The 19,832-nt window shown below is 68.6% G+C and carries 16 protein-coding genes and 1 pseudogene; 9 read left to right on the top strand and 8 right to left on the bottom strand.

Going from position 1 to position 19,832, the window contains the following annotated elements; translation table 11 throughout:
* Positions 1–45: 45 nt before the first annotated feature.
* The 3 genes from CTP10_RS20950 (at position 46) to CTP10_RS20940 (ending at position 2,424) form a co-directional block, all read left to right on the top strand.
* Positions 46–501 carry an Ohr family peroxiredoxin gene (locus tag CTP10_RS20950; RefSeq protein WP_116319714.1) on the top strand — a complete coding sequence of 152 codons (456 nt, stop codon included), beginning with the start codon at positions 46–48 and terminating at the stop codon, positions 499–501.
* A 138-nt stretch (positions 502–639) separates the two neighbouring features.
* Entirely contained in the window at positions 640–1,101 is a 462-nt protein-coding gene (locus CTP10_RS20945; RefSeq protein WP_116319715.1) for a MarR family winged helix-turn-helix transcriptional regulator, read from the top strand.
* A gap of 126 nt (positions 1,102–1,227) precedes the next feature.
* Positions 1,228–2,424, top strand: coding sequence for an MFS transporter (locus CTP10_RS20940; protein WP_116319716.1), 1,197 nt, complete (start codon positions 1,228–1,230; stop codon positions 2,422–2,424).
* A gap of 36 nt (positions 2,425–2,460) precedes the next feature.
* Here the strand turns inward: CTP10_RS20940 and CTP10_RS20935 are convergent, their stop codons facing one another.
* The 3 genes from CTP10_RS20935 to CTP10_RS20925 all read right to left on the bottom strand — a co-directional run bounded on the left by CTP10_RS20935 (position 2,461) and on the right by CTP10_RS20925 (position 5,447).
* Positions 2,461–3,225 (bottom strand): GntR family transcriptional regulator, encoded by a 765-nt coding sequence (locus tag CTP10_RS20935; RefSeq protein ID WP_116319717.1) that lies wholly within the window; start codon positions 3,223–3,225, stop codon positions 2,461–2,463.
* 95 nt (positions 3,226–3,320) lie between these two features.
* Positions 3,321–4,313 carry an HpcH/HpaI aldolase/citrate lyase family protein gene (locus CTP10_RS20930; RefSeq protein ID WP_116319718.1) on the bottom strand — a complete coding sequence of 331 codons (993 nt, stop codon included), beginning with the start codon at positions 4,311–4,313 and terminating at the stop codon, positions 3,321–3,323.
* A 72-nt stretch (positions 4,314–4,385) separates the two neighbouring features.
* Entirely contained in the window at positions 4,386–5,447 is a 1,062-nt protein-coding gene (locus CTP10_RS20925; protein WP_116319719.1) for a MaoC family dehydratase, read from the bottom strand.
* Between the two features lie 252 nt (positions 5,448–5,699).
* On the opposite strand from CTP10_RS20925, the gene CTP10_RS20920 reads away from it, so the two are divergent.
* The 5 genes from CTP10_RS20920 to CTP10_RS20900 are packed head-to-tail and all read left to right on the top strand — an operon-like array spanning position 5,700 to position 12,214.
* The gene (locus tag CTP10_RS20920) at positions 5,700–6,866 is read left to right on the top strand and encodes an acyl-CoA dehydrogenase family protein (protein WP_116319720.1); all 1,167 of its coding nucleotides are present in this window, start codon (positions 5,700–5,702) and stop codon (positions 6,864–6,866) included.
* 18 nt (positions 6,867–6,884) lie between these two features.
* Entirely contained in the window at positions 6,885–8,141 is a 1,257-nt protein-coding gene (locus tag CTP10_RS20915) for a CaiB/BaiF CoA transferase family protein (protein WP_116319721.1), read from the top strand.
* A gap of 44 nt (positions 8,142–8,185) precedes the next feature.
* Entirely contained in the window at positions 8,186–9,418 is a 1,233-nt protein-coding gene (locus CTP10_RS20910; protein WP_116319722.1) for an acyl-CoA dehydrogenase family protein, read from the top strand.
* Between the two features lie 47 nt (positions 9,419–9,465).
* Positions 9,466–11,187 carry a long-chain fatty acid--CoA ligase gene (locus tag CTP10_RS20905; RefSeq protein WP_116319723.1) on the top strand — a complete coding sequence of 574 codons (1,722 nt, stop codon included), beginning with the start codon at positions 9,466–9,468 and terminating at the stop codon, positions 11,185–11,187.
* A 40-nt stretch (positions 11,188–11,227) separates the two neighbouring features.
* Complete coding sequence (locus tag CTP10_RS20900; protein ID WP_116319890.1) at positions 11,228–12,214, top strand: Bug family tripartite tricarboxylate transporter substrate binding protein; 987 nt, start codon at positions 11,228–11,230, stop codon at positions 12,212–12,214.
* 102 nt (positions 12,215–12,316) lie between these two features.
* Here CTP10_RS20900 and CTP10_RS20895 read toward each other — a convergent pair.
* The 5 genes and pseudogenes from CTP10_RS20895 to CTP10_RS20875 all read right to left on the bottom strand — a co-directional run.
* Positions 12,317–12,703: pseudogene (locus CTP10_RS20895) on the bottom strand (LysR substrate-binding domain-containing protein); the annotation flags it as partial.
* 87 nt (positions 12,704–12,790) lie between these two features.
* Positions 12,791–13,837 (bottom strand): transporter, encoded by a 1,047-nt coding sequence (locus CTP10_RS20890; protein ID WP_116319725.1) that lies wholly within the window; start codon positions 13,835–13,837, stop codon positions 12,791–12,793.
* A gap of 94 nt (positions 13,838–13,931) precedes the next feature.
* Positions 13,932–14,405, bottom strand: coding sequence for a DUF2501 domain-containing protein (locus tag CTP10_RS20885; RefSeq protein ID WP_116319726.1), 474 nt, complete (start codon positions 14,403–14,405; stop codon positions 13,932–13,934).
* 242 nt (positions 14,406–14,647) lie between these two features.
* Complete coding sequence (locus CTP10_RS20880) at positions 14,648–14,989, bottom strand: hypothetical protein (RefSeq protein WP_116319727.1); 342 nt, start codon at positions 14,987–14,989, stop codon at positions 14,648–14,650.
* 97 nt (positions 14,990–15,086) lie between these two features.
* Complete coding sequence (locus CTP10_RS20875; RefSeq protein WP_116319728.1) at positions 15,087–18,662, bottom strand: indolepyruvate ferredoxin oxidoreductase family protein; 3,576 nt, start codon at positions 18,660–18,662, stop codon at positions 15,087–15,089.
* A 113-nt stretch (positions 18,663–18,775) separates the two neighbouring features.
* Here CTP10_RS20875 and CTP10_RS20870 point away from each other — a divergent pair, with 113 nt between their 5' ends.
* On the top strand, positions 18,776–19,711 hold the full coding sequence (locus CTP10_RS20870; RefSeq protein ID WP_116319729.1) for a LysR substrate-binding domain-containing protein: 936 nt from the start codon (positions 18,776–18,778) through the stop codon (positions 19,709–19,711).
* The last annotated feature ends 121 nt before the right edge of the window (positions 19,712–19,832 follow it).

Genomic DNA, 19,832 nt, shown 5'->3' with positions numbered 1-19,832 from the left:
GCATACGATATCAAAGTCACCACCCTCACCGAAAGGAACCCCACCATGAGCAAGATCGACAAAGTCCTGGCCACCGGCAAGACCTACACCATCCTCAGCGCCGCCGGCAACACGCCCCGCGGCCATGACGGCACCGTTGACATGCGCCTGTCGTCGCCCGGCAGCGAAGCCAACCCGGCCCATGTCTTCAATGGCAGCGATGCGCATCCCACCGCCGAGCGGCTGTTCGCGGCGGCGTGGTCGGCGTGCTATATCAGCGCCGTGGGCCTTGCAGCCAAGGCACACAAGCTGACGCTGCCGGCCGACCTTGCCGTCGAGATCGAGGTGGACCTGGGCCAGACCGGCCGCGAGTACCTGCTGCAGGCCCGCCTGAACGTGCGCATGCCTGGCGTGCCGCACGACGTGGCGACGGCGGTGGCGCATGCCGCTGACGAAATCTGCCCGTACTCCAAGGCCACGCGCGGCAATATCGACGTGGCGATCAACGTCATCACCGGCTGACGCAGGCGCGCGGCCCCGCACCACGCCCGCCAAGGCGCGGTACGGGGCCCAAGAGTCGCATCCGGTTATCGCATCACCGATACAATCGCATACGATTTATAATTCCACGCATCGCCATCCAGACACGGGAGCCAGAGCATGAAAGCCAACGACAAGGCCGCAACCGCGGATCCGAAACTGTCCGATTTCCTGTGCTTCGCGGTCTATTCCGCCAACCTCGCGTTCGGCAAGGCGTACAAGCCCGTCCTCGAACAGCTCGGGCTGACCTACACGCAATACATCACCATCGTGGCGTTGTGGGAAGAAGACGACCAGACCGTGGGCAGCCTCGGCGAAAAGCTCTTCCTGGAATCGAACACCCTGACGCCGATCCTGAAGAAGCTGGAAGCCATGGGCTTCGTCGAACGGCAGCGTGATCCCGAAGACGAGCGCCAGGTGCGGGTCAGCCTGACCCGCAACGGCCGGCGCCTGCGCGAAAAGCGCCTCGAAGGCAGCCTCGCCGATGCCACCGGCCTGACGCCGGACGAATTCGCGCGGCTGCAGAAGGCAGTCGCGACGCTGCGCAACAACCTGGTCCGCTCGGTCAGGTCCGGCGACTGAAAGCGCGCCGGCCGCCCGTCGCGGTCAACAGCGGCAAGGCTCAGTAACCACCGAGCCTTCGCCCCCCTGTCGTTGCGCCTTCCTTGCCCTATCCTTCCAAGAAAAACATCGGGCAAGGTGGGCCGCATGCACGCATTGATCTTTTGCTCCGTGCAGTTCCTGCTGGCGGTCACGTGGACCCTCTACGTGGCGTTCCTGCCGCAGCTGGCCGCGCAGGCCGGCATCCCTCGCGCGCACGTCGCGTGGATCCTGGTAATGGACCAGGTGATCTTTGTCGCCATGGACCTGGCACTGGGCATCGCCGCGGACCGTGTCGCCAACGGCATGCGCCGGCTCGGCGGCTGGATCCTGGCGCTGTCGGTGGTTTCCGCGCTGGCGTTCGTGTTGCTGCCGTCCGCTTCCTCACCGCTGCTGCTGCTTGCCCTGACGGCGTTATGGGCCGCCACCTCTTCGGCGTTGCGCGCGCCGCCCATGGTGATCATCGCGCGGCGGCTGCAGGGGTCGGCTTCGTCGTTCCTGGTGGCGGCGTCGCTGCTCGGCATCGGCCTGGCAGGTGCGGTGGCGCCGGTGCTGACGGCGCGGCTGCGCGAGGCCTCCCCGTTGATTCCCTTTGTCGCGGCCAGCGCGGCCCTGGTGCTCGCCGTGATCGCGCTGCGCTGGGTCGAACTGCCGCCGGCATCCCGGCGTGCCGCAGCGGAGCCGCCTGCCAGCATCGGCCTGCGGCGCCTGTGGCTGCTGTTCGCGGCGGTCTGGCTGCTCGCGCTGGGCTTCCAGGTCCACACCGCGATCAATTCGGCGCCTGGCTATCTGCGCTTCGTTGCCAGCGCCGAGCTGGTACGGGTGATGCCGGCGTTCTGGATTGGCTTTGCCCTGTGCGTGCTGCTGCCCGAGACGCCATGGTTGCGCCGTTTTCCTGCTTACGTGCTGCTGCTCGCCGCGTCGGTGCTGGGCGCGCTGGCATTGTCCGGCTTCACTGCCGCCGCGTCGCTGCAGGCGGTACTGGTAGCGCAATGCCTGGCCGGCGGCATGTGGGGCATCATGTTCGGCGCCGCGGCCAATGCCGCGCTGGATGCCGGCCACGTGGGCAGTGAAGGCAGGTTCACCGGACTGGTGTTTGCCGTGCTCGCCATCGCCGCCTTCCTGCGCATTGCCATGGTGGCGTCCGGCGCCGCCAAGGGCGCGGTGCTGGCCAGCCTGTTGCCGTGGGTGCCGGCGCTGGCGTGGAGCGCGGGCGCGCTGCTGCTGGCGCTCTTTGTCGCGGCAAACCTGCCCTATCTCGCCGCACGCACTCACACTTTGCGCCAGCAGGCACGCTCCGGCTAGCGCGAGGAACCCCGCCGTGCAGGCGGTGCCGCCATGCTACGGCTGCACGCGGCTGCGCCGGAGCTGGAACGCCACGGTCACGCGGTCGGCCGGGTAGATGGTGTCGGTGATTTCCAGGATCTTGCCCTGCGCGTCCTTGTAATGCCGGATCAGCCGCAGGCCCGCCGTGCGTGCTTCGGTGCCCAGCTCCTGCGCCAGGTCCCCGTCGATCAGCACACCGTGGATGACCTGCCGGATCTCCGCAATGGCAATCCCGCATTCGCGCTCGATCAGCGCACTGATCAGCACCTGCGGGCTGTCGCGGATGGCCTGCTCCAGGTGCGCCAGCGCGGCATCGATGTAGATCTCCGCATGCGCCACCGGCGTATTGCCCTTGCGCGCGTCGACGCGGGTGCCGCTGAAACGCAGCCATTCGCTGCCCATCGGCGCTTCCAGCAGCCGCGCGTCGGCGCGGTCCAGCGTGACGCGGCGCGCCGAGCCGATGCTGCGGACCTCCGTGGCGGCCACGCGCACGAGATCCTCGGCGGTGCCGAACGACTGCGTGTATGCGGCATCGGGGTTGGCGCTCGCGACGATGGTCCCCACCGCCTTCTTGCGCGAGATATAGCCCCAGTCCTGCAGCAGCGCCAGCGCGGCGCGCACCGTGTGGCGGCTGACGCCGTGCTGCCCGGCCAGTTCCGGCTCGGTGGGCAGCAGGCTGCCGACCACGCGGCGGCCCTCCTGGATGTCGCGCACCAGCGTGCTGGCCAGTTCGGCATAGCGGGGCGCCGCGGCGGGCTTGTCCTTCAGTTCGTTGCGCATGGGGTGACGATGGCTGCTTGATGGCGGCTTGGGGCGGGTGGCTCGCAATGGCTGACGCGCATTGTAAGCCACGCGCTGGCCGCCGCCCCGCAGGCTCAGGCGCCGAAGAAGCGCCGTTCGGCTTGCGCCGGCAGCGCCATGCCGGTCACCCTGGCCTTTTCCAGCACCTCCCAGAAATAGCGGTAGGTGGCGCGGTCATGCAGTTCGCCCTGGTACTGGATCGGCCCCCACTCCGCGTCCTGCGCGGCGCACAGGATGCCAGCCGCGTCTTCCACCTCGGCAAAGTCCGGACGCATCGCATCGACGATCGGCAGGATCTGCGCCGGGTAGATGCTCCACATGCGCAGGAAGCCGAACTCGTTGCGCGCACGCGCCGCATCGCCGGCGATGACTGCCGCGTCCTTCAGGTTCAGGCAGACGTTGTGCGCCGGCACGATGCCGTTGGCCAGTGCCGCGGCCACCATGTCGGCCTTGGCGCGCGCCAGCAGCGCGTGCTCGAACTGGCCGGGGCTGCGCATCGCCGCCGCAGGGATGGCGCCGTGGTGGCCGCTGACGAAGTCCATCAGGCCGAAGTCCAGCACTTCGATGTGTGGCAGCGCGGCGATCTCGAACACCTCGCGCAGCGCGCCGTGCGTTTCCACCAGCACGTGGACCGGGATCTCGCGCTGCAGGCCGGCGTTGCGCGCGGCCTGGCCGATGTAGCCGATGACCTCGGCCACCTGGGCGGCACTGGTGGCCTTGGGGATGGTGAGATAGGCCAGGCGCGCACCGGCCTCGCCAACGATGATGTCGACATCCTGGCGCCAGGCCGGATGCGACGGGTCATGGATACGTGCGCCGGCACGGCCGTGCCGGTTGCGCTCCGAAGCGATCATGCGCGCCACCATGGCGGCATGCTCGCGCTCCTGTCCGGCGGCTGCGCCGTCCTCGCAATCGCAGGTCACGTCAAACACGGGACCGTACTCGACCTGCAGGTCGAAGGCTTTGCCGATCAGCTTCTCGCTGCCGGCAAAGTGCTCGCACGCTGCCAGTACGGGGAAGGGCTTCTCGCCGGCAAACAGCGCGTCGCGCGGATGGGTGGTGGTCATGGGTATCTCCTGGTGCAAAGTGCGAATGGGGTAAGCCGGGGGGTGGCCGGGGGTAGGCCGGTGGTAAGCCGCTCAGCGGCCGCGGCGCGGGATGGCGATGGTGTAGTCGAGGTCGAGCACCACGTTGGCCGGATGCGCGGCCTTGCCCTCGCCCGCTGGCGGGAACACCACGGCGGCGGCGGGTGCGTTCTTGATGCCGATGGTGCGCAGGCGCAGCGCGCCGACGTGCGCGAGCCCCAGGTCGGGCTTGTCCAGCACCTGGGTCGCGCACGCGATGGTGTCGCCGGCGTAGGTCGGATTGACATGGCTGCCGCCGTTGATGGCCAGGATCGACAGCGCGTTTTCCAGCCCGTCATGCGACAGCGCCTTGCACAGCGACATCACGTGGCCGCCGTACACCAGCCGCTGGCCGCCCGCCGCCGCCATGGCGAAGCCGTCGAAGTGGGCCCTGGCGGTGTTCTGGTAGAGCCGCGTGGCGATGCTGTGGTCACTGTCGTTGACCGTCATGGCGCCGGGGTGGTCGATCCGTTCGCCCGTCGCATAGTCTTCCCACAGGTCGTCCACGCCGGTCAGCCCGCAGATCTCGCGCACCGCGGGGCCAAGGTCGCCGTGCCAGAGACGCGCCGCCGGCACCACCGGCTCGGTCGCCGGCACCATGGCCTGCCCGCAAGCGGCGCCGTGGTCGCGCTTGTGCACCATGACCCAGCGGATCCAGCTCAGCACCTCGTGCCCATGCTGGTTGCGCGCGGTCGAGCGCACATAGACCACGCCGTTCTTTCGGCTGGAGTTTTCCTTCAGGCCGATGACCTCGCTCTCTACCGCCAGCGTGTCGCCCGGCCAGACGTGCGCCAGGAAGCGCACTTCGGCATAGCCCAGGTTAGCAACCGCGTTCAGCGAAATGTCCGGCACGGTCTTGCCGAAGGCGGTGTTGAACACCAGGAGGTCTTCCAGCGGCCGGCGCGGCAGGCCCAGCTGCGCGGCACAGGTGTCGGCGGTGCCCAGCGCGGTGCGGCTGCCGGTCAGGCCGATATACAGGCTGCGGTCACCTTCCGTCAGCGTGCGCGGCGTGGCATGGCGAATGCGCATGCCCACGCGGAAGTCTTCAAAAAAGTTGCCGGTGCGGTCCTTCTGCATTGTCTTTCCTCGCTCTCCGCCGGGGTCTAACCCCGAATCGATTATGTCCGTACATAATGTACGGCAAAAACGGGGCTGTCAACTTTCGCCGCGCATACCCCAAAACCTGCCGAATTAAGCCCGATTCAACCCACCTTATTCGGGTGGGTAGCAGCTATCGGGCTTGCCTGCCCACCCGATCTTCGATTTATTATGTACGGACATACACGGAAAACGACGGCGCCACACGGATCGCCTGAAAGGAGTGCAGAAGTGCAAAAACTGACCGAAGAGCGCCGCATGATCCAGGAAGCCGCGCGCCAGTTCACGATGGAGCGCGTGCTGCCCATCGCCAACAAGCTGGATCCCGAAAAAGGCCAGATCCCGCGCGAACTGATCGACGAGATGGCCGGGCTTGGCTACTTCGGCATCCTGATCCCGGAGGAATACGGCGGCCTGGGGCTGGGCGCCTACGAGTACTGCCTGGTGGCCGAGCAACTGTCGCGCGCCTGGATGAGCGTGGGCAGCCTGATCGCGCGCGGCAACGGGCTGATCGGTGCGCTCAAGGGCCTGAGCCCGGAGAAGAAGGCCGAATACCTGCCGCGCATGGCGCGCGGCGAGTTCCTGGGCGCGTTCTCGCTGTCGGAACCCAATGCCGGCTCGGACGTGGCCAATATCGCCTGCCGCGCCGTGCGCGACGGCGACGAATGGGTCATCACCGGCAGCAAGTACTGGTGCACCTTCGCCGACGAGGCCGACTTCATCCTGGTGGTGTGCCGCACCGATCCCGAGATCGATCCGCGTGCGCGCCACCGCGGCCTGTCTGCCTTCATGGTGGAAAAGCCGCGCGGCCGGTTGCCCGAGGGCGTCAAGGGCAGCGTGATCCCCAAGATCGGCTACCACGGCTGGACCACCTGGGAACTGGCCTTCGACGGCTGCCGCGTGCCGGCCTCCAGCATGGTGGGCGAGGAAGGCAAGGCCTTCTACCTCGCCACCGCCGGACTGGAGACCGCGCGCGCCCACACCGCCGCGCGCTCGATCGGGCTGGCCCAGGGCAGCCTGGAAGATTCGCTGCAGTACGCACGCGAGCGCGCGCAGTTCGGCGTGCCGATCGGCAACTTCCAGGCGATCCGCTTCAAGCTGGCCGACATGGCCACGCAGATCGAAGCGGCGCGTGCCCTGCTCTACGCCGTCTGCGAAAAGATCGACGATGGCCAGCGCTGCTCGACCGAGGCCGCCATGGTCAAGCTGTTCGCCAGCGAGATGTCCGAGCGCGTCACCAGCGAGGGCCTGCAGGTCCACGGCGGCGCCGGCTACACCACGCACTTCGCCGCCGAGCGCTACTGGCGCGACGCGCGCCTGACCAAGATCTTCGAAGGCACCTCGGAAATCCAGATGCGCATCATCTCCGACGCGCTGATGGGCAAGGCCGAAGCCTGACCGATGCCGGAGCCTGACATGCAAGCTTCCACGCATTCTGTTGCCGCCCGCGCTGCCACCGCCGCCGGTGGCGCCCTTGCCGGGCTGCGCGTGATCGACCTCACGCAGATGCTGGCCGGCCCGTTCTGCACCCAGATGCTGGCCGACCACGGCGCCGAAGTGATCAAGGTCGAAACCATGGATGGCGACGGCACCCGCGTGACCGGTCCTTTTTGCCAGGACGACGACCTGCGCGGCTACGGCGGCTATTTCCAGAGCGTCAATCGCAACAAGCGCTCGATTGCCGTGGACCTGAAGACCGAGGCCGGCCGCGCGCTGGTACACCGCCTGATCGACGGCGCCGACATCGTGGTCGAGAACTTCCGCGCCGGCGTGATGGAGCGCCTGGGACTGGGCTACGAAACGCTGCGCGCCACCAACCCGCGGCTGGTCTACGGCACCGTGCGCGGCTTCGGCGACCCGCGCAGCGGCGCCAGCCCGTACGCGCGCTGGCCGGCCTATGACGTGGTCGCGCAGGCCATGGGCGGGATGATGGGCATCACCGGTGCCGACCGTGACACGCCGACCAAGATCGGGCCGGGCGTGGGCGACACCATTCCCGCGCTGATGCTGTGCATCGGCATCCTGGCCGCGGTGCACCGCGCCCGCGACACCGGCGAGGGCCAGTTCGTCGACGTTGCCATGACCGACGCGGTGCTGGCGATGTGCGAGCGCATCGTCTACCAGACGTCCTATACCGGCACCGTGCCGGCGCCCGAAGGCAACCGCCATCCGCTGCTGTGCCCGTTCGGGCTGTTCCGCGCGCGCGACGGCCATGTGTCGATCGCCTGTGCCACCGATGCCTTCTGGGAAGCGCTGGCGATCGCCATCGGCCGCCCTGAGATGGGCCGTGACGAGGCCTTCGCCACCAACGCCGCGCGCGTGCGCAACGCGCAGCAGGTTATCGATGCGATCGAGGCCTTCACCTCGGTCCGCACCAAGGAAGAGATCGGCCGGTGCCTGGGCGGCAAGGTGCCGTTCGGCCCGGTCTACACCTCGGCGGAGATCTTCGAGGACGAGCACTACCGCGTGCGCGGCATGCTGGTCGACGTGGAGCAGCCCGGCAGCGCGCAGCCGGTGAAGATCGCCGGCGTGCCGATCAAGCTCAGCCGCACGCCCGGTGCAGTGCGCCGGCGCGCGCCGCTGCTGGGCGAGCACACCGACGAGATCCTGCTGGCCGCCGGCTACGGCCAGGACGAGATCCGGCACCTTCGCGACCACGGCGCCGTGCGCTAGGCGGCGCGGCCATACCCGGCATACCACACCAGGAGAACACCAAGATGGATTTCGAGATCCCGAGCGAATGGGTCGAGTTCGGCGACGCCCTGCTCAAGTTCATTGACCGCGAGGTCGCGGCGCTAGAGCACGAGCACCGCGCGTTGCTGGCCAGCGAGCGCACCGTCTACACCGCCGACGGCCGCTACGCGCCCGAAGTGCTGGCACTGCGCCGCCAGGTGCGCATGCGCTCGGCTGAGCTGGGCTTCTATACCGCACTGAGCGCCGAGTCGCTGGGTGGCGGCGGCCTCGGCCCGCAGGCGGCGGTCTATATCCAGGAGCGCCTGAACGCCCATTGCGGGCCGGAGCGCCACCTGGTGCAGACCGTGGTACTGCCCTCGCCTTTCACCAACGGCCTGTCGCCGGTGCTCAGGCACATGGAGCCCGCGCTGCTGGAGACCGTGCACGGCGAACTGGCCAGCGGCGCGAGCACCATGTGCTTCGGCCTGTCCGAACCCGATGCCGGCTCCGACGTGCTCGGCATGCGCACGCGCGCCGTGCGCGACGGCGACCACTGGGTCATCCACGGCACCAAGCAATGGATCACCAACGCGCCGTATGCCGACTACGCCATGATCTTTGCCATCACCGACGAAGAGCAGGCCCGTGCGCGACGCGGCGGCATCACCGGCTTCTTCCTGCGCACCAATATACCTGGCTTCTCGGTGCCCAGCGTGATCCCGGTGATGGGCCACCTCGGCGCCGACATCGGCATCATCTCGCTGGACAACGTGCGCGTGCCCGACAGCCACCGCCTCGGCCCGGTGGACCGCGGCCTCAGCGTGGCGCTGGACGGCGTCAACGCCGGCCGCCTGAGCATGGCCGCCAGCTGCGTCGGGCTGGCGCAGTGGGCGCTGGACCAGGCGCTGGCCTACGCCAGGGTGCGCAAGACCTTCGGCCAGCCCATCGCCGAGCATCAGGCCGTGCAGATCATGCTGGCAGAAAGCGCGATGGACATCTACGCCGCCAAGTCAATGATCCGGCATTGCGCCTGGCTGGTCGACCACGGCAAGCCCGCCACCAAGGAAGTGTCGATGGTCAAGGCCGCAGCCACCGAGATGGTGGGCCGGGTCTTCGACCGCGCCATGCAGGTCCACGGCGGCATGGGTCTGACCAACGAGCTGCGCCTGGAAGCGGGCTACCGCTGGGCGCGCACCATGCGCATCCCGGACGGCACCTCGGAGATCCAGCGCCGCAATATCGCGCGCCGGCTGCTGGACGGCGACACCGCATTCTGAAAGCCGCCGCGTGCGCGCGGCCACCGCATCCCACAGAGGAGACCTCCATGACCATCGATCCCGCCGGCGACGCAAACATCGTCGCCGCGCCGGCCGGCCCGCTGTCGGCCGGGCCCCGCATCACGCTCGGCGACGTGCCGCGCGTGTTCCATCCGCCGCACACCACCGTGTTCGAGAACCTGGCGCTGTCAGCGAGGCGCTTCCCGGACAAGGTGGCAATCCAGTTCTACCATGGCGCCACCACCTACGCCGCGCTGCTGGCGCAGGCCGAGCGCATGGCCGGCTACCTGCAGCACGCTTGCGGCGTCTATCCCGGTGACCGCGTGGTGCTGTTCAGCCAGAACTGCCCGCAGTTCATCGTTGCCTACTTTGCCATCCTGCGCGCCGGCGCGGTGGTGGTGCCGGCCAATGCCATGCTGCTGGCCGACGAGCTGCGCCACATCGTTACCGACAGCGGCGCGGTCGCGGCCTTTGCCGCCGGCGAGCTGGGCGGCCAGATCGCGCCGCTGCTGGGGCAGACGCCGCTGCGGCACCTGATCGTGCATCACTACGGCGATGCCCTGCCCGGGCATGACGACGACACGCTGGCCATTCCCGACTGGGTGCGCGCGCGCAGCGATGGCGCGGCCTTGCCCGACGGGGCGGTTCACTGGAGGCATGCGATGGCGTGCGCGCTTGCGCCGCATGTCTATGGCAGCACGCCCGACGACCTGTGCATGCTGCCCTATACCTCGGGCACCACCGGCGCGCCCAAGGCCTGCATGCATACGCACCGCACGGTGATGGTGTCGGTGGCGGGCTCGCAGCTGTGGCGGCGTTCGCATGCCGAATCGACTTTCCTGGCGGTGGCACCGATGTTCCACCTGCTTGGGCTGCAGAGCGGCATCAACGCGCCCGTGTACCTGGGTGGCACCATCGTGCTGCTGCCGCGCTGGGACCGGCGCACCGCCGCCCAGCTGATCGCGCGCCACCGCGTCACGTTCTGGGCCGCGCCGCCGCCGATGCTGGTGGAGTTCTTCGCGCAGCCCGGCCTCGAGTCGTTCGAGCTGGGCAGCCTGGCGTGCGTGGTCGGCGGCGGCGCGGCCGTGCCGGACAGCACCGCGCGGCTGATGAAGGAGCGCTACGGGCTGCAGTTCGTCGAAGGTTACGGCCTGACCGAGACGGCGTCGTTCATCATCGCCAACCCGATGGCGGCGCCGCGCAGCGGCCACCTGGGCGTGCCGACCTACGGCGTCGACGCACGCGTAATCGACCCGGAGACGCTCGCAGAAGTGCCGCAGGGCGAGGTCGGCGAGATCGTGGTGCACGGCGCGCAGGTGATGCTGGGCTACTGGAACAAGCCTTGCGCCAATGAGGAGAGCTTTATCGCCATCGACGGCAAGCGCTTCTTCCGCACCGGCGACCTGGCCAGCGTCGACGCCGACGGCTACTTCCGCATGCGCGACCGCCTCAAGCGCATGGTCAACGCCTCGGGCTACAAGGTGTGGCCGGCCGAGGTCGAAGCGATCCTGCACACCCACCCCGCCATCCTCGAAGCCTGCGTCATCGCCGCGCGCGACCCGCACCGCGGCGAGACCGTGAAGGCGGTGATCGTGTTGCGCGACGGCGCGCAGCAGGCTTCCGAGTCAGCGCTGATCGACTGGTGCCGGGCCAGCATGGCCAACTACAAGGCACCGCGCATCGTGCAGTTTGTCGAGCGCCTGCCGCGCTCCGCCACCGGCAAGATCGCATGGCGCGAACTGCAGGAGCAGGAAATGACCGGGAGCTGAGGCGCCACGCCGATCCCTCCCTCCTTACAAGGTGAACAAGATGCGCAAACCATTCCTGATTGCGATCGCCACGATCGCTACGATGACCCTTGGCGCCTGGAGCGCCGCATGCAGCGCGCAAGGCTACCCGTCGCGCCCGATCACCATGGTCGTGCCCGCGCCACCGGGCGGCGCCACCGACGCCGTGGCCCGCGCGCTGGCCGAAGACCTTGGCAAACGCCTGGGCCAGCCCGTTGTGATCGACAACAAGGGCGGCGGCAACGGCGTGATCGCGGTCCAGGCCGTGACCCGCGCCGCGCCGGACGGCTATACCCTGCTGCTCACCCACTCCACGCCGCTGGTCAATACGCCGCACCTGTACCGCAACGTTTCGTACGACGCGCGGCGCGACCTGGCATTTATCAGCAAGCTCGCCGTCGGCAAGATCATCCTGGCCGTCCACCGCGACGTGCCGGCCAGGAACGTGCAGGAACTGCTGGCCTGGGCCGCGAAAAACCCCGGCAAGGTCAGCTACGGCTCCTACGGCGTCGGCGCGCTGCCGCACCTGGTCGGCGCCTACTTCAACCAGTCGCGCGGCCTGGACATGGCCCATGTCGCCTACAAGGGCGAAATGCCGATGGTGCAGGACATGATCGGCGGCAACATCGCCTGGGCGGTCGGCTCGATGACCACGCTCGGCCCGCAGGTCCGCAGCGGCCGCATCCGCGCACTGGCGGTGCTTGCCGACAAGCGCATCAGGGAACTGCCCGACGTGCCGACCATGGCCGAGGCCGGCCTGGCGGAGCAGGAGCTGCGCTCGCCGGCCTGGATCGGCCTGTTCGCGCGTGCCGGCACGCCGGCGCCGATCCAGGCAAAGCTGGAAGCCGAAGCGCGCGCCTCGATCCAGTCCCCGGCCATGCGCGCACGGCTCGATGCGCTGTCGCTCCATCCGGCCGGCAGCAGCGGTGCCGAATTCCGGCGCGAGTTCGATACGCAGGAGCCGGTGGTGGCCCGGATGATCAAGGCCACTGGCGTCACGCCTGAGTAGCGCCGGAGTTGGCTGAGCAGTGCCGGCCCGGCTGCGATCCTTGCGCTTTGCGCCAGCAGCGCTCGCAGGGATCGCAAGAGCGCCACCTGACAGGCGCCGCGGCTACGCGCCTTCCGCGTAGCCGCGCAGTCCCGCCACCTGCGCGGCAAACGTGGCCGCGCAGCGCGCGCTGGCGCGCAGGTCTTCGTGCATGGCGACCCACGTATCCATCTGCACGGAAAACTCGCCGCGCAACACCCTGACCAGCCGCGGGTCGCGCGCCGCCAGCGCGGACTGGCACACGCCGATGCCGAACCCGGCGCGGATGGCGCCCAGTTGCGCCAGGTCACTGTCGGGGCGGAAGGCCCTGCGTTCGCAAGGAAACGCCGGAAAGCGCTCCAGCAGGCGGCGGATAAACGGCGTCTCCCGGTCGAAGCCGATCATGGCAAACCCGGCCAGTTCCTCCAGTGACTGCGGCACCGCGTGTGCGGCCAGGTAGCGCTCGTGCGCGGCGGCTGATCGGGCCGATCCGCAAGACGCCGTACGCCGAGGGGATCCGGCACACACTGGCGGCATGCCAGCCCGGCCGGGGCGCACCTAGCCTTGCTGCTTGCGGAACGCCCAGCGCCCCGCCAGCACGGTAAAGCTGGCCACCAGCGCCACCAGCACCCAGAATCCGTGCGGATGCTCGGCCAGCGGGATGCCGCCCACGTTCATGCCAAAGAAGCCGGCCACGATATTGATCGGCAGCGCCAGCACGGTGACCAGCGTCAGCGTGAACAGCGTGCGGTTGGTCTGCTCGTTGAGCTTGGCGGCGATCTCTTCCTGCAGCAACTTGATGCGTTCGACCAGCGCGGCAAGGTCGTTGAGCACCAGCGAGAACTCTTCGGTCGATTCGCGCAGCTCCTGCAGGTCGGTTTCCTGCAGCCACGCCGGCAGCCGGTTCAGCAGCCGGAACAGCGCGCCCGGCTCGGGCGCCAGCAGCCTTTGCAGCCGCACCAGCCCGCGGCGCATCGCGCCGAGGTCGGCCCGGTTGCCCTGCAGGCGCTGCGACAGCAGCTGGTCCTCGATCTGGTCGACGTTCACGCCGGTCTCGCGCACGATCTGCACCAGCACGTCGGCCTGGTCGCGCAGCAGGTGCACCATCAGGTCCAGCGGCGAGCGGAAGGCCTCGCCGTGCCGCACCGCCTCGCGCAGCCGGTCCACCGAGCGCAAAGGCCGCGCCCGCGCCGTGACCAGCAGGCGGTGGTCGGCATGGGCCCACATGGTGGAGATGTCCGTCGATGTGACGCCGAAGTTGTAGATCACATCGTTGACCACGGCCAGCAAGGCGGCGTCCTGCCGCTCGATCCGCGTCGAGCGCGAGCCCTGTCGCAGCGCCTCGAAGTACTCGTCCGGCAACTCCAGGTGCGCTTTCATCCAGCGTTCGCAGGCGCTGTGCGACAGGTTGAAATGCAGCCAGAGGAAAGGGCCGAGGGGGCGAAGGGGCCGCTCGTGCGCGGCATCCTGCGGCGCCTGCTGCAGCCATGCCGCAGCGCCCCGCGAATCGATCTCGCGCACGGCGCCGCCGGGCGCGAACAGGAAACCGCTGACCAGGCCGACCGGGTCCGATCCATAGCCCGCCTCGACAATGCCCGCTTGCATGCCTGCTCCCCCACGTGAAATTTGCCTCGCGCGACGTTATCACGCCGCGATGACAATGTCGGGAAGTGAAGGCGCGGGCGCGTGGCGCGGCTGGTCAGAGCATCGACTTGCCCTGCGCCAGGATCTTGTCGCAGACCTGTTTGGTGGCTTCGGCCTTCAGGCCGCTGCTGCTCAGGTCGAGCTTGTTGCCGCCGCTGGTGGACAGGATGCCGCGCGAGCCATCGGTGTAGCCGCTGTCCTGGCTCCCGCCGGACACCGAGCCGAGCAATTTGTCCTTCACCGCGGAAGTGGCGGCATCGGCGTTCAGGTAGTTGTTTTTCATGCAGAACTCGATCACGCCGGCGGCGTTGCCGGCAGTGCCGGACGTGAGCGATGACAGCGACAGCCCGCCCAGGCCGCCCAGCGCGCTGGTAGCGCCCTGGGTGGCGCCGGTGCCGCCGCCCAGGGGCGTCGATTTCAGCAAGTCGCCGAGTTGCGCATTGGCGATGCCTGACAGGACGAGCAGGGACGCCGGAACGGCGAGCCACGCGGTGCGGCGCACGGTGGCGGCAAGGGAGAAGACGGCCATGGAGAACTCCTTGTGCGGTCATGCCGTGAATGGCCGCACCACTATAGCGCGGCTGGTCCCGGGTCTGATCTGCACGTTTTTGATTTCTGGCTCCGTCCCTCCGTCCCCCGACCCTCTGCCCGCTCCGTCCCTCTGTCAGCTCCGTCCCTCTGTCAGCCCCGTCCCTCTGTCAGCTCCGTGCCGGGGCCTGCAACACCGTTGCGTCCTCCGGCAGCTGCGCAGGGCCTCCGCTTCCAGCCGCGTCAGCGCTGGCCGGCATCGAACGCCTTCTGCCAGACGTCGTGGCCCGGCGGATAGACCGCGTCGAAATGCTCGCGCAGCGCGGCAATCTCCTGCACGACGGCGAACGAAAAGCCCTGGCGGCCGCCGCGGTCGTCGAACTGCAAGCCGCTCAGGTACTCCCGGCAGCCGACCGCGTCGAACCACTTGGCGGCGACGGTATTGACGATCCGGGGGAAGGCGCGTCCGAGTTCCACCGGCCGCACGGCCTCGGGCAGTTCGGCCATCCAGCGGATGGCCTCGCGGCGCAGTATGGCGTCATCGTCGGTGGGGGTCTTGCGGGGGAATACGGGGTCTTGCGTCAAGGGATTCTCCGGTGCAGCCGGGAGGATAGCCGATTGTGGCCGGACCATGTCAGGTCCGGCCAGCCCGGGCTTTCCCCCGGTTGCACGCGGGCGCGGATCAGGCCGCGGCCCGGCGTGCCGCCCCGCGGTACTGCGCCAGCAGGGCCTCGCGCCGCGCGGCGGCCGCCTGCATGCTGGCTTCCTTGACGTGCCCGTAGCCGCGGATGTCGTCGGGCAAGGCGGCCAGCGCCAGCGCCGTGTCCATCTTGTCGGCGCTCAGCGACGCAGCGAACTCTTCGACCATGGCCAGGTAGCCGGCCACCAGGGCGCGCTCGGCGCGGCGTTCCGCGGTCTTGCCGAACACGTCGAACGCGGTGCCGCGCAGGCCTTTCAGGCGGGCCAGCAAGCGGAAGGCGGTCAGCGTGCGCGGGCCGAAGCGGCGCTTCACGGGATGGCCCTTGCTGTCAGTCTTGCCCGCATTCGTCAGCGTGGGCGGGGCCAGCCAGAAGTTGAGCTGGTAGTCGCGGCCGGGCTCGCCTTCGAACTGCGCACGCAGCTTGTCGAGGAACGCCGGATCGGCATAGAGGCGCGCCACCTCGTACTCGTCCTTGTACGCCATCAGCTTGGCCAGGTTGCGCGCCACCGCTTCGGTCAGCGGCAGCTTGCGGTCGGCCCCCAGCTTCTGCTCGGCGGCACGGACGCGCTCGACCGCCTCACGGTAGCGGTTTGCGTACGCGGCGTTCTGGTAGTCGGTCAGCATCGACTCGCGCTTGCGGATCAGCGTGTCCAGCGTCTGCGGCATCGCCACCACGTGGGCCGTCTGCGCCGGCGCATCCGGCATCAGCGCCTTCACGGCAGCCTCGCCGTGGTGCGCCAGATACCGGCCCCATTCGAACGCCTGGCGGTTCTTCTCGACCGACACGCCGTTGAGTTCGATCGCACGCAGCAGGCTGGCATGCTGCAGCGGGATCCAGCCCTTCTGCCAGGCAAAGCCGAGCAGCAACGGGTTGGAGTAGATGGCATCCGCCAGCAGCGTCACTGCCCATGCGCTGGCGTCGATAAACGCGCTGGCCTCGCCCACGCTGTTGCGCAGGTCCTGCTCGGCGCTGGCGCCGGGGAATTTCCACTTCGGGTTCTTGATGAACTCGGCGGTCGGAGTGTTGGCGCTGTTGACGACGGCGGCGGTGACGCCGTGCCGGGTCTTGGACAGCACCTCGGACGAGGCCGAGACGATGGCATCGCCGCCGATCACCAGCCGCGCTTCGCCGGTGGCGATACGCGTGGCATGCAGGTCGTGCGGCGCCGGCGCGATCTGCACGTGGCTGATCACCGCCCCGCCCTTCTGCGCCAGGCCCGCCATATCGAGCACGGTGACGCCCTTGCGTTCCAGGTGCGCGGCCATGCCGAGCAGGCCGCCGATGGTCACCACGCCGGTGCCGCCCACGCCCGTCACCAGCACGCCGTACGGCCGTTCCAGCGCGGGCAGGGAAGGCAGCGGCAGCGCGTCGAAATCGGCGCCGGCGCCCTTGCCGCCCGCCGCCGCCGGCTTGCGCACCTGCGCGCCCTCGGCGGTGACGAAGCTGGGGCAGAAGCCGTTGACGCACGAAAAGTCCTTGTTGCACGACGACTGGTTGATCCGGCGCTTGGTGCCCAGCTCGGTTTCCAGCGGTTCCACCGACAGGCAGTTGGACTTGACCGAGCAGTCGCCGCAGCCTTCGCAGACTGCGTCGTTGATAAAGGCGCGCCTGGCCGGATCCGGATACGTGCCGCGCTTGCGGCGGCGGCGCTTCTCGGTGGCGCAGGTCTGGTCGTAGATCAGGATGGTGACGCCCTCGGTGTCGCGCAGTTCAAGCTGCACGGCATCGAGCTGGTCGCGATGGAACACGGTCACGCCGGACGGCAGCATGCTGCCATCGCCGTACTTCTGCGGCTCGTCGGTGACGACGACCAGCTTCTTGGCGCCCTCGGCCAGCACCTGGTGGGCGATCTGCGGCACCGTCAGCACGCCGTCGAACGGCTGGCCGCCGGTCATCGCCACCGCGTCGTTGAACAGGATCTTGTAGGTAATGTTGGCCTTGGCCGCGATCGAGGCACGGATCGCCAGCAGCCCCGAGTGGAAGTACGTGCCGTCGCCCAGGTTGGCGAACACATGCTTGTCGCTGGTGAAATGCATCTGGCCGGTCCACGCCACCCCTTCGCCGCCCATCTGGCTGAAGGTGTCGGTATTGCGGTCCATCCACAAGGTCATGTAGTGGCAGCCGATGCCGGCCAGCGCGCGCGACCCTTCCGGCACGCGCGTGGAGGTGTTGTGCGGGCAGCCCGAGCAGAACCAGGGCTTGCGCTCGACCGCGATGCGCGGCTGCGCGGCCTCGCGCTCCTTGGCCTCGATTACCGCCACGCGCGCGGCAATGCGGGCGCGCACGGCTTCAGGCAGGTCGAAGCGCTCCAGGCGCCGGGCGATGGCCTTGGCGATCAGCGCCGGCGACAGCTCGTAGTGCGCCGGCAGCAGCCAGTCGCCACGCGGCACCGACCATTCGCCGCCGTCGTTGCCGCGCTGGTCGAACTTGCCGAACACCTTGGGCCGCACGTCCTCGCGCCAGTTGTACAGCTCTTCCTTGAGCGCGTATTCCAGGATCTGGCGCTTCTCTTCCACCACCAGGATTTCTTCCAGGCCGGTGGCGAACTCGCGCGCGCCATGCGCCTCCAGCGGCCACACGCAGCCCACCTTGTAGACGCGGATGCCGATGCGGGCACAGGTCTCGTCATCGAGGCCGAGGTCGACCAGCGCCTGGCGCACATCGAGGTAAGCCTTCCCCGCCGTCATGATGCCGAAGCGCGCGTCGGGCGAATCGAGCACGACACGGTTGAGGCGGTTGGCGCGGACATAGGCCAGCGCCGCGTACCACTTGTGGTCGAGCAGGCGCGCTTCCTGTTCCAGCGGAGTATCTGGCCAGCGGATATTGAGGCCGCCGGCCGGCATGGCAAAGTCTTGCGGCAGCACGACCTGCACGCGGTCGGGGTCGATCTCGACCGAGGCGGTCGACTCGACCACGTCGGTGACGCACTTCATCGACACCCACAGGCCGGAATATCGGCTCATGGCCCAGCCGTGCAGGCCGTAGTCGAGGTATTCCTGCACGTTGGACGGATACAGCACCGGAATGCCGGCGGCCTGCAGCACGTGCTCGGACTGGTGCGCGACGGTGGAGGACTTGGCGGCATGGTCGTCGCCGGCCAGCAGCAGCACGCCGCCATGGCGCGACGAGCCGGCGGAATTGGCGTGTTTGAGCACGTCGATGGAGCGGTCCACGCCCGGGCCCTTGCCATACCACATCGAGAACACGCCGTCGCGCGAGGCGTTGGGGAACAGGTTGACCTGCTGCGAACCCCATACCGCGGTGGCGGCCAGGTCTTCGTTGACGCCGGGCTGGAACACCACGTCGCTGGCTGCCAGGTGCTGCTTGGCCTTCCACAGCGCCTGGTCGACGCCGCCCAGCGGCGAGCCGCGGTAGCCGGAGATATAGCCGGCCGTGTTCAGGCCGGCGGCGCGGTCGCGCGCCTTCTGCAGCATTGGCAGGCGGACCAGGGCCTGGACGCCGCTCATGTAGACGCGGCCTTTGTCGAGGGTGTACTTGTCATCCAGGCTGGTGCTGGCCAGGGTGTCGAGCAGGGCGTGGGGTAGGGGTGCGTTCACGATGTCTCCGTGCTTATTCTGGTGTCCGGAGCAGTGTAGGAAGGCCGCTGGCTATCGTAAAATCAAGAATTCCAACACCTGATATCTGCAAAACGGATATCCCGGAGACGATCATGGCCCAGGCGCGCGAAAGCTCGGAGAGACTTGCCAAGGAAATCACATTGCGGCAGTTCCGCTACTTTGTCGCGGCGGCGGAAACCGGACAGTTCTCGATGGCGGCCACCGCCGAGCATGTGTCGCAATCGGCGGTGACCAATGCCGTGCTGGCGCTGGAGCAGCGGCTGGCGGTGCGCCTGTTCGAGCGGCGGCCGCACGGCGTGACGCTGACCGCGGAAGGCCACCTGTTCTACCAGCATGCGCGCCAGATCCTGGATTCGGTCGAGGATGCGCTGCGCGAGCCACGCTTCCAGGTGCACGGCCTGCAGGGCAGCGTGCGGCTGGCCGCCTCCTATACCGTGCTCGGCTACTTCCTGCCGGGCCTGCTGGCGCGCTTCCGCACCAACTACCCCGATATCGAGCTGGACCTGCTCGACATGGACCGGCCGGACATCGAGCGCGCCGTACTGGCGGGCGAGATCGAGCTGGGCATCGCCCTGCTGTCCAACCTGGAGCGGCCGCAGCGCTTCAAGCGCCACACGCTGATGCGCTCCCGGCGCCAGCTGTGGACCTCGGCCAGCCATCCGCTGCTGGAGGTCGAGCGGCCGTCACTGCGCGACATCGCCGCTTACCCCTACATCCTGATCACGGTGGACGAGGCCGAGGAATCGACCATGCGCTACTGGCGCAGCCTCAGGCTCGCGCCCAATGTCGCCTTCCGCACCGGATCGATGGAGGCGCTGCGCGGACTGGTCGCGCACGGCTTCGGCGTCACCGTGCTGTCCGACATGGTGTACCGCCCGTGGTCGCTGGAGGGCAAGCAGATCGAAGCCCGGCCGATCGCCAACGCGGTGCCGGACATGGAGGTCGGCATGCTGTGGCAGCCGGGTCGCAAGCTGGGCAAGCCGGCCGATGCGCTGCGGGAATTCCTGATCCATGCGTGTGGCAGCTGATGGGGAGCTGATGGGCCGTTGATGCGCCTGCCGACCGGATTCAGCGGCTGCCGAATACAAAGCGTTTGCCAAGTAAGTCCTTCGACCTGGCCGCAAAGAACGAAGGCGCGCCAGCGCGCCC

Origin of the sequence: Cupriavidus sp. P-10, from assembly GCF_003402535.2 — a bacterium.
GTDB lineage: Bacteria > Pseudomonadota > Gammaproteobacteria > Burkholderiales > Burkholderiaceae > Cupriavidus.
The sequence above is the reverse complement of the archived record's forward strand: the minus strand, read 5'-3'. Positions and strand labels throughout refer to the sequence as shown.

Excerpts from the sequence above, each read along its gene's own strand:
- CTP10_RS20950 (WP_116319714.1), top strand. The coding sequence starts at position 46 with ATGAGCAAGATCGACAAAGTCCTGGCCACCGGCAAGACCTACACCATC.
- CTP10_RS20945 (WP_116319715.1), top strand. The coding sequence starts at position 640 with ATGAAAGCCAACGACAAGGCCGCAACCGCGGATCCGAAACTGTCCGAT.
- CTP10_RS20940 (WP_116319716.1), top strand. The coding sequence starts at position 1,228 with ATGCACGCATTGATCTTTTGCTCCGTGCAGTTCCTGCTGGCGGTCACG.
- CTP10_RS20935 (WP_116319717.1), bottom strand. The coding sequence starts at position 3,225 with ATGCGCAACGAACTGAAGGACAAGCCCGCCGCGGCGCCCCGCTATGCC.
- CTP10_RS20930 (WP_116319718.1), bottom strand. The coding sequence starts at position 4,313 with ATGACCACCACCCATCCGCGCGACGCGCTGTTTGCCGGCGAGAAGCCC.
- CTP10_RS20925 (WP_116319719.1), bottom strand. The coding sequence starts at position 5,447 with ATGCAGAAGGACCGCACCGGCAACTTTTTTGAAGACTTCCGCGTGGGC.
- CTP10_RS20915 (WP_116319721.1), top strand. The coding sequence starts at position 6,885 with ATGCAAGCTTCCACGCATTCTGTTGCCGCCCGCGCTGCCACCGCCGCC.
- CTP10_RS20910 (WP_116319722.1), top strand. The coding sequence starts at position 8,186 with ATGGATTTCGAGATCCCGAGCGAATGGGTCGAGTTCGGCGACGCCCTG.
- CTP10_RS20905 (WP_116319723.1), top strand. The coding sequence starts at position 9,466 with ATGACCATCGATCCCGCCGGCGACGCAAACATCGTCGCCGCGCCGGCC.
- CTP10_RS20900 (WP_116319890.1), top strand. The coding sequence starts at position 11,228 with ATGCGCAAACCATTCCTGATTGCGATCGCCACGATCGCTACGATGACC.
- CTP10_RS20890 (WP_116319725.1), bottom strand. The coding sequence starts at position 13,837 with ATGCAAGCGGGCATTGTCGAGGCGGGCTATGGATCGGACCCGGTCGGC.
- CTP10_RS20885 (WP_116319726.1), bottom strand. The coding sequence starts at position 14,405 with ATGGCCGTCTTCTCCCTTGCCGCCACCGTGCGCCGCACCGCGTGGCTC.
- CTP10_RS20870 (WP_116319729.1), top strand. The coding sequence starts at position 18,776 with ATGGCCCAGGCGCGCGAAAGCTCGGAGAGACTTGCCAAGGAAATCACA.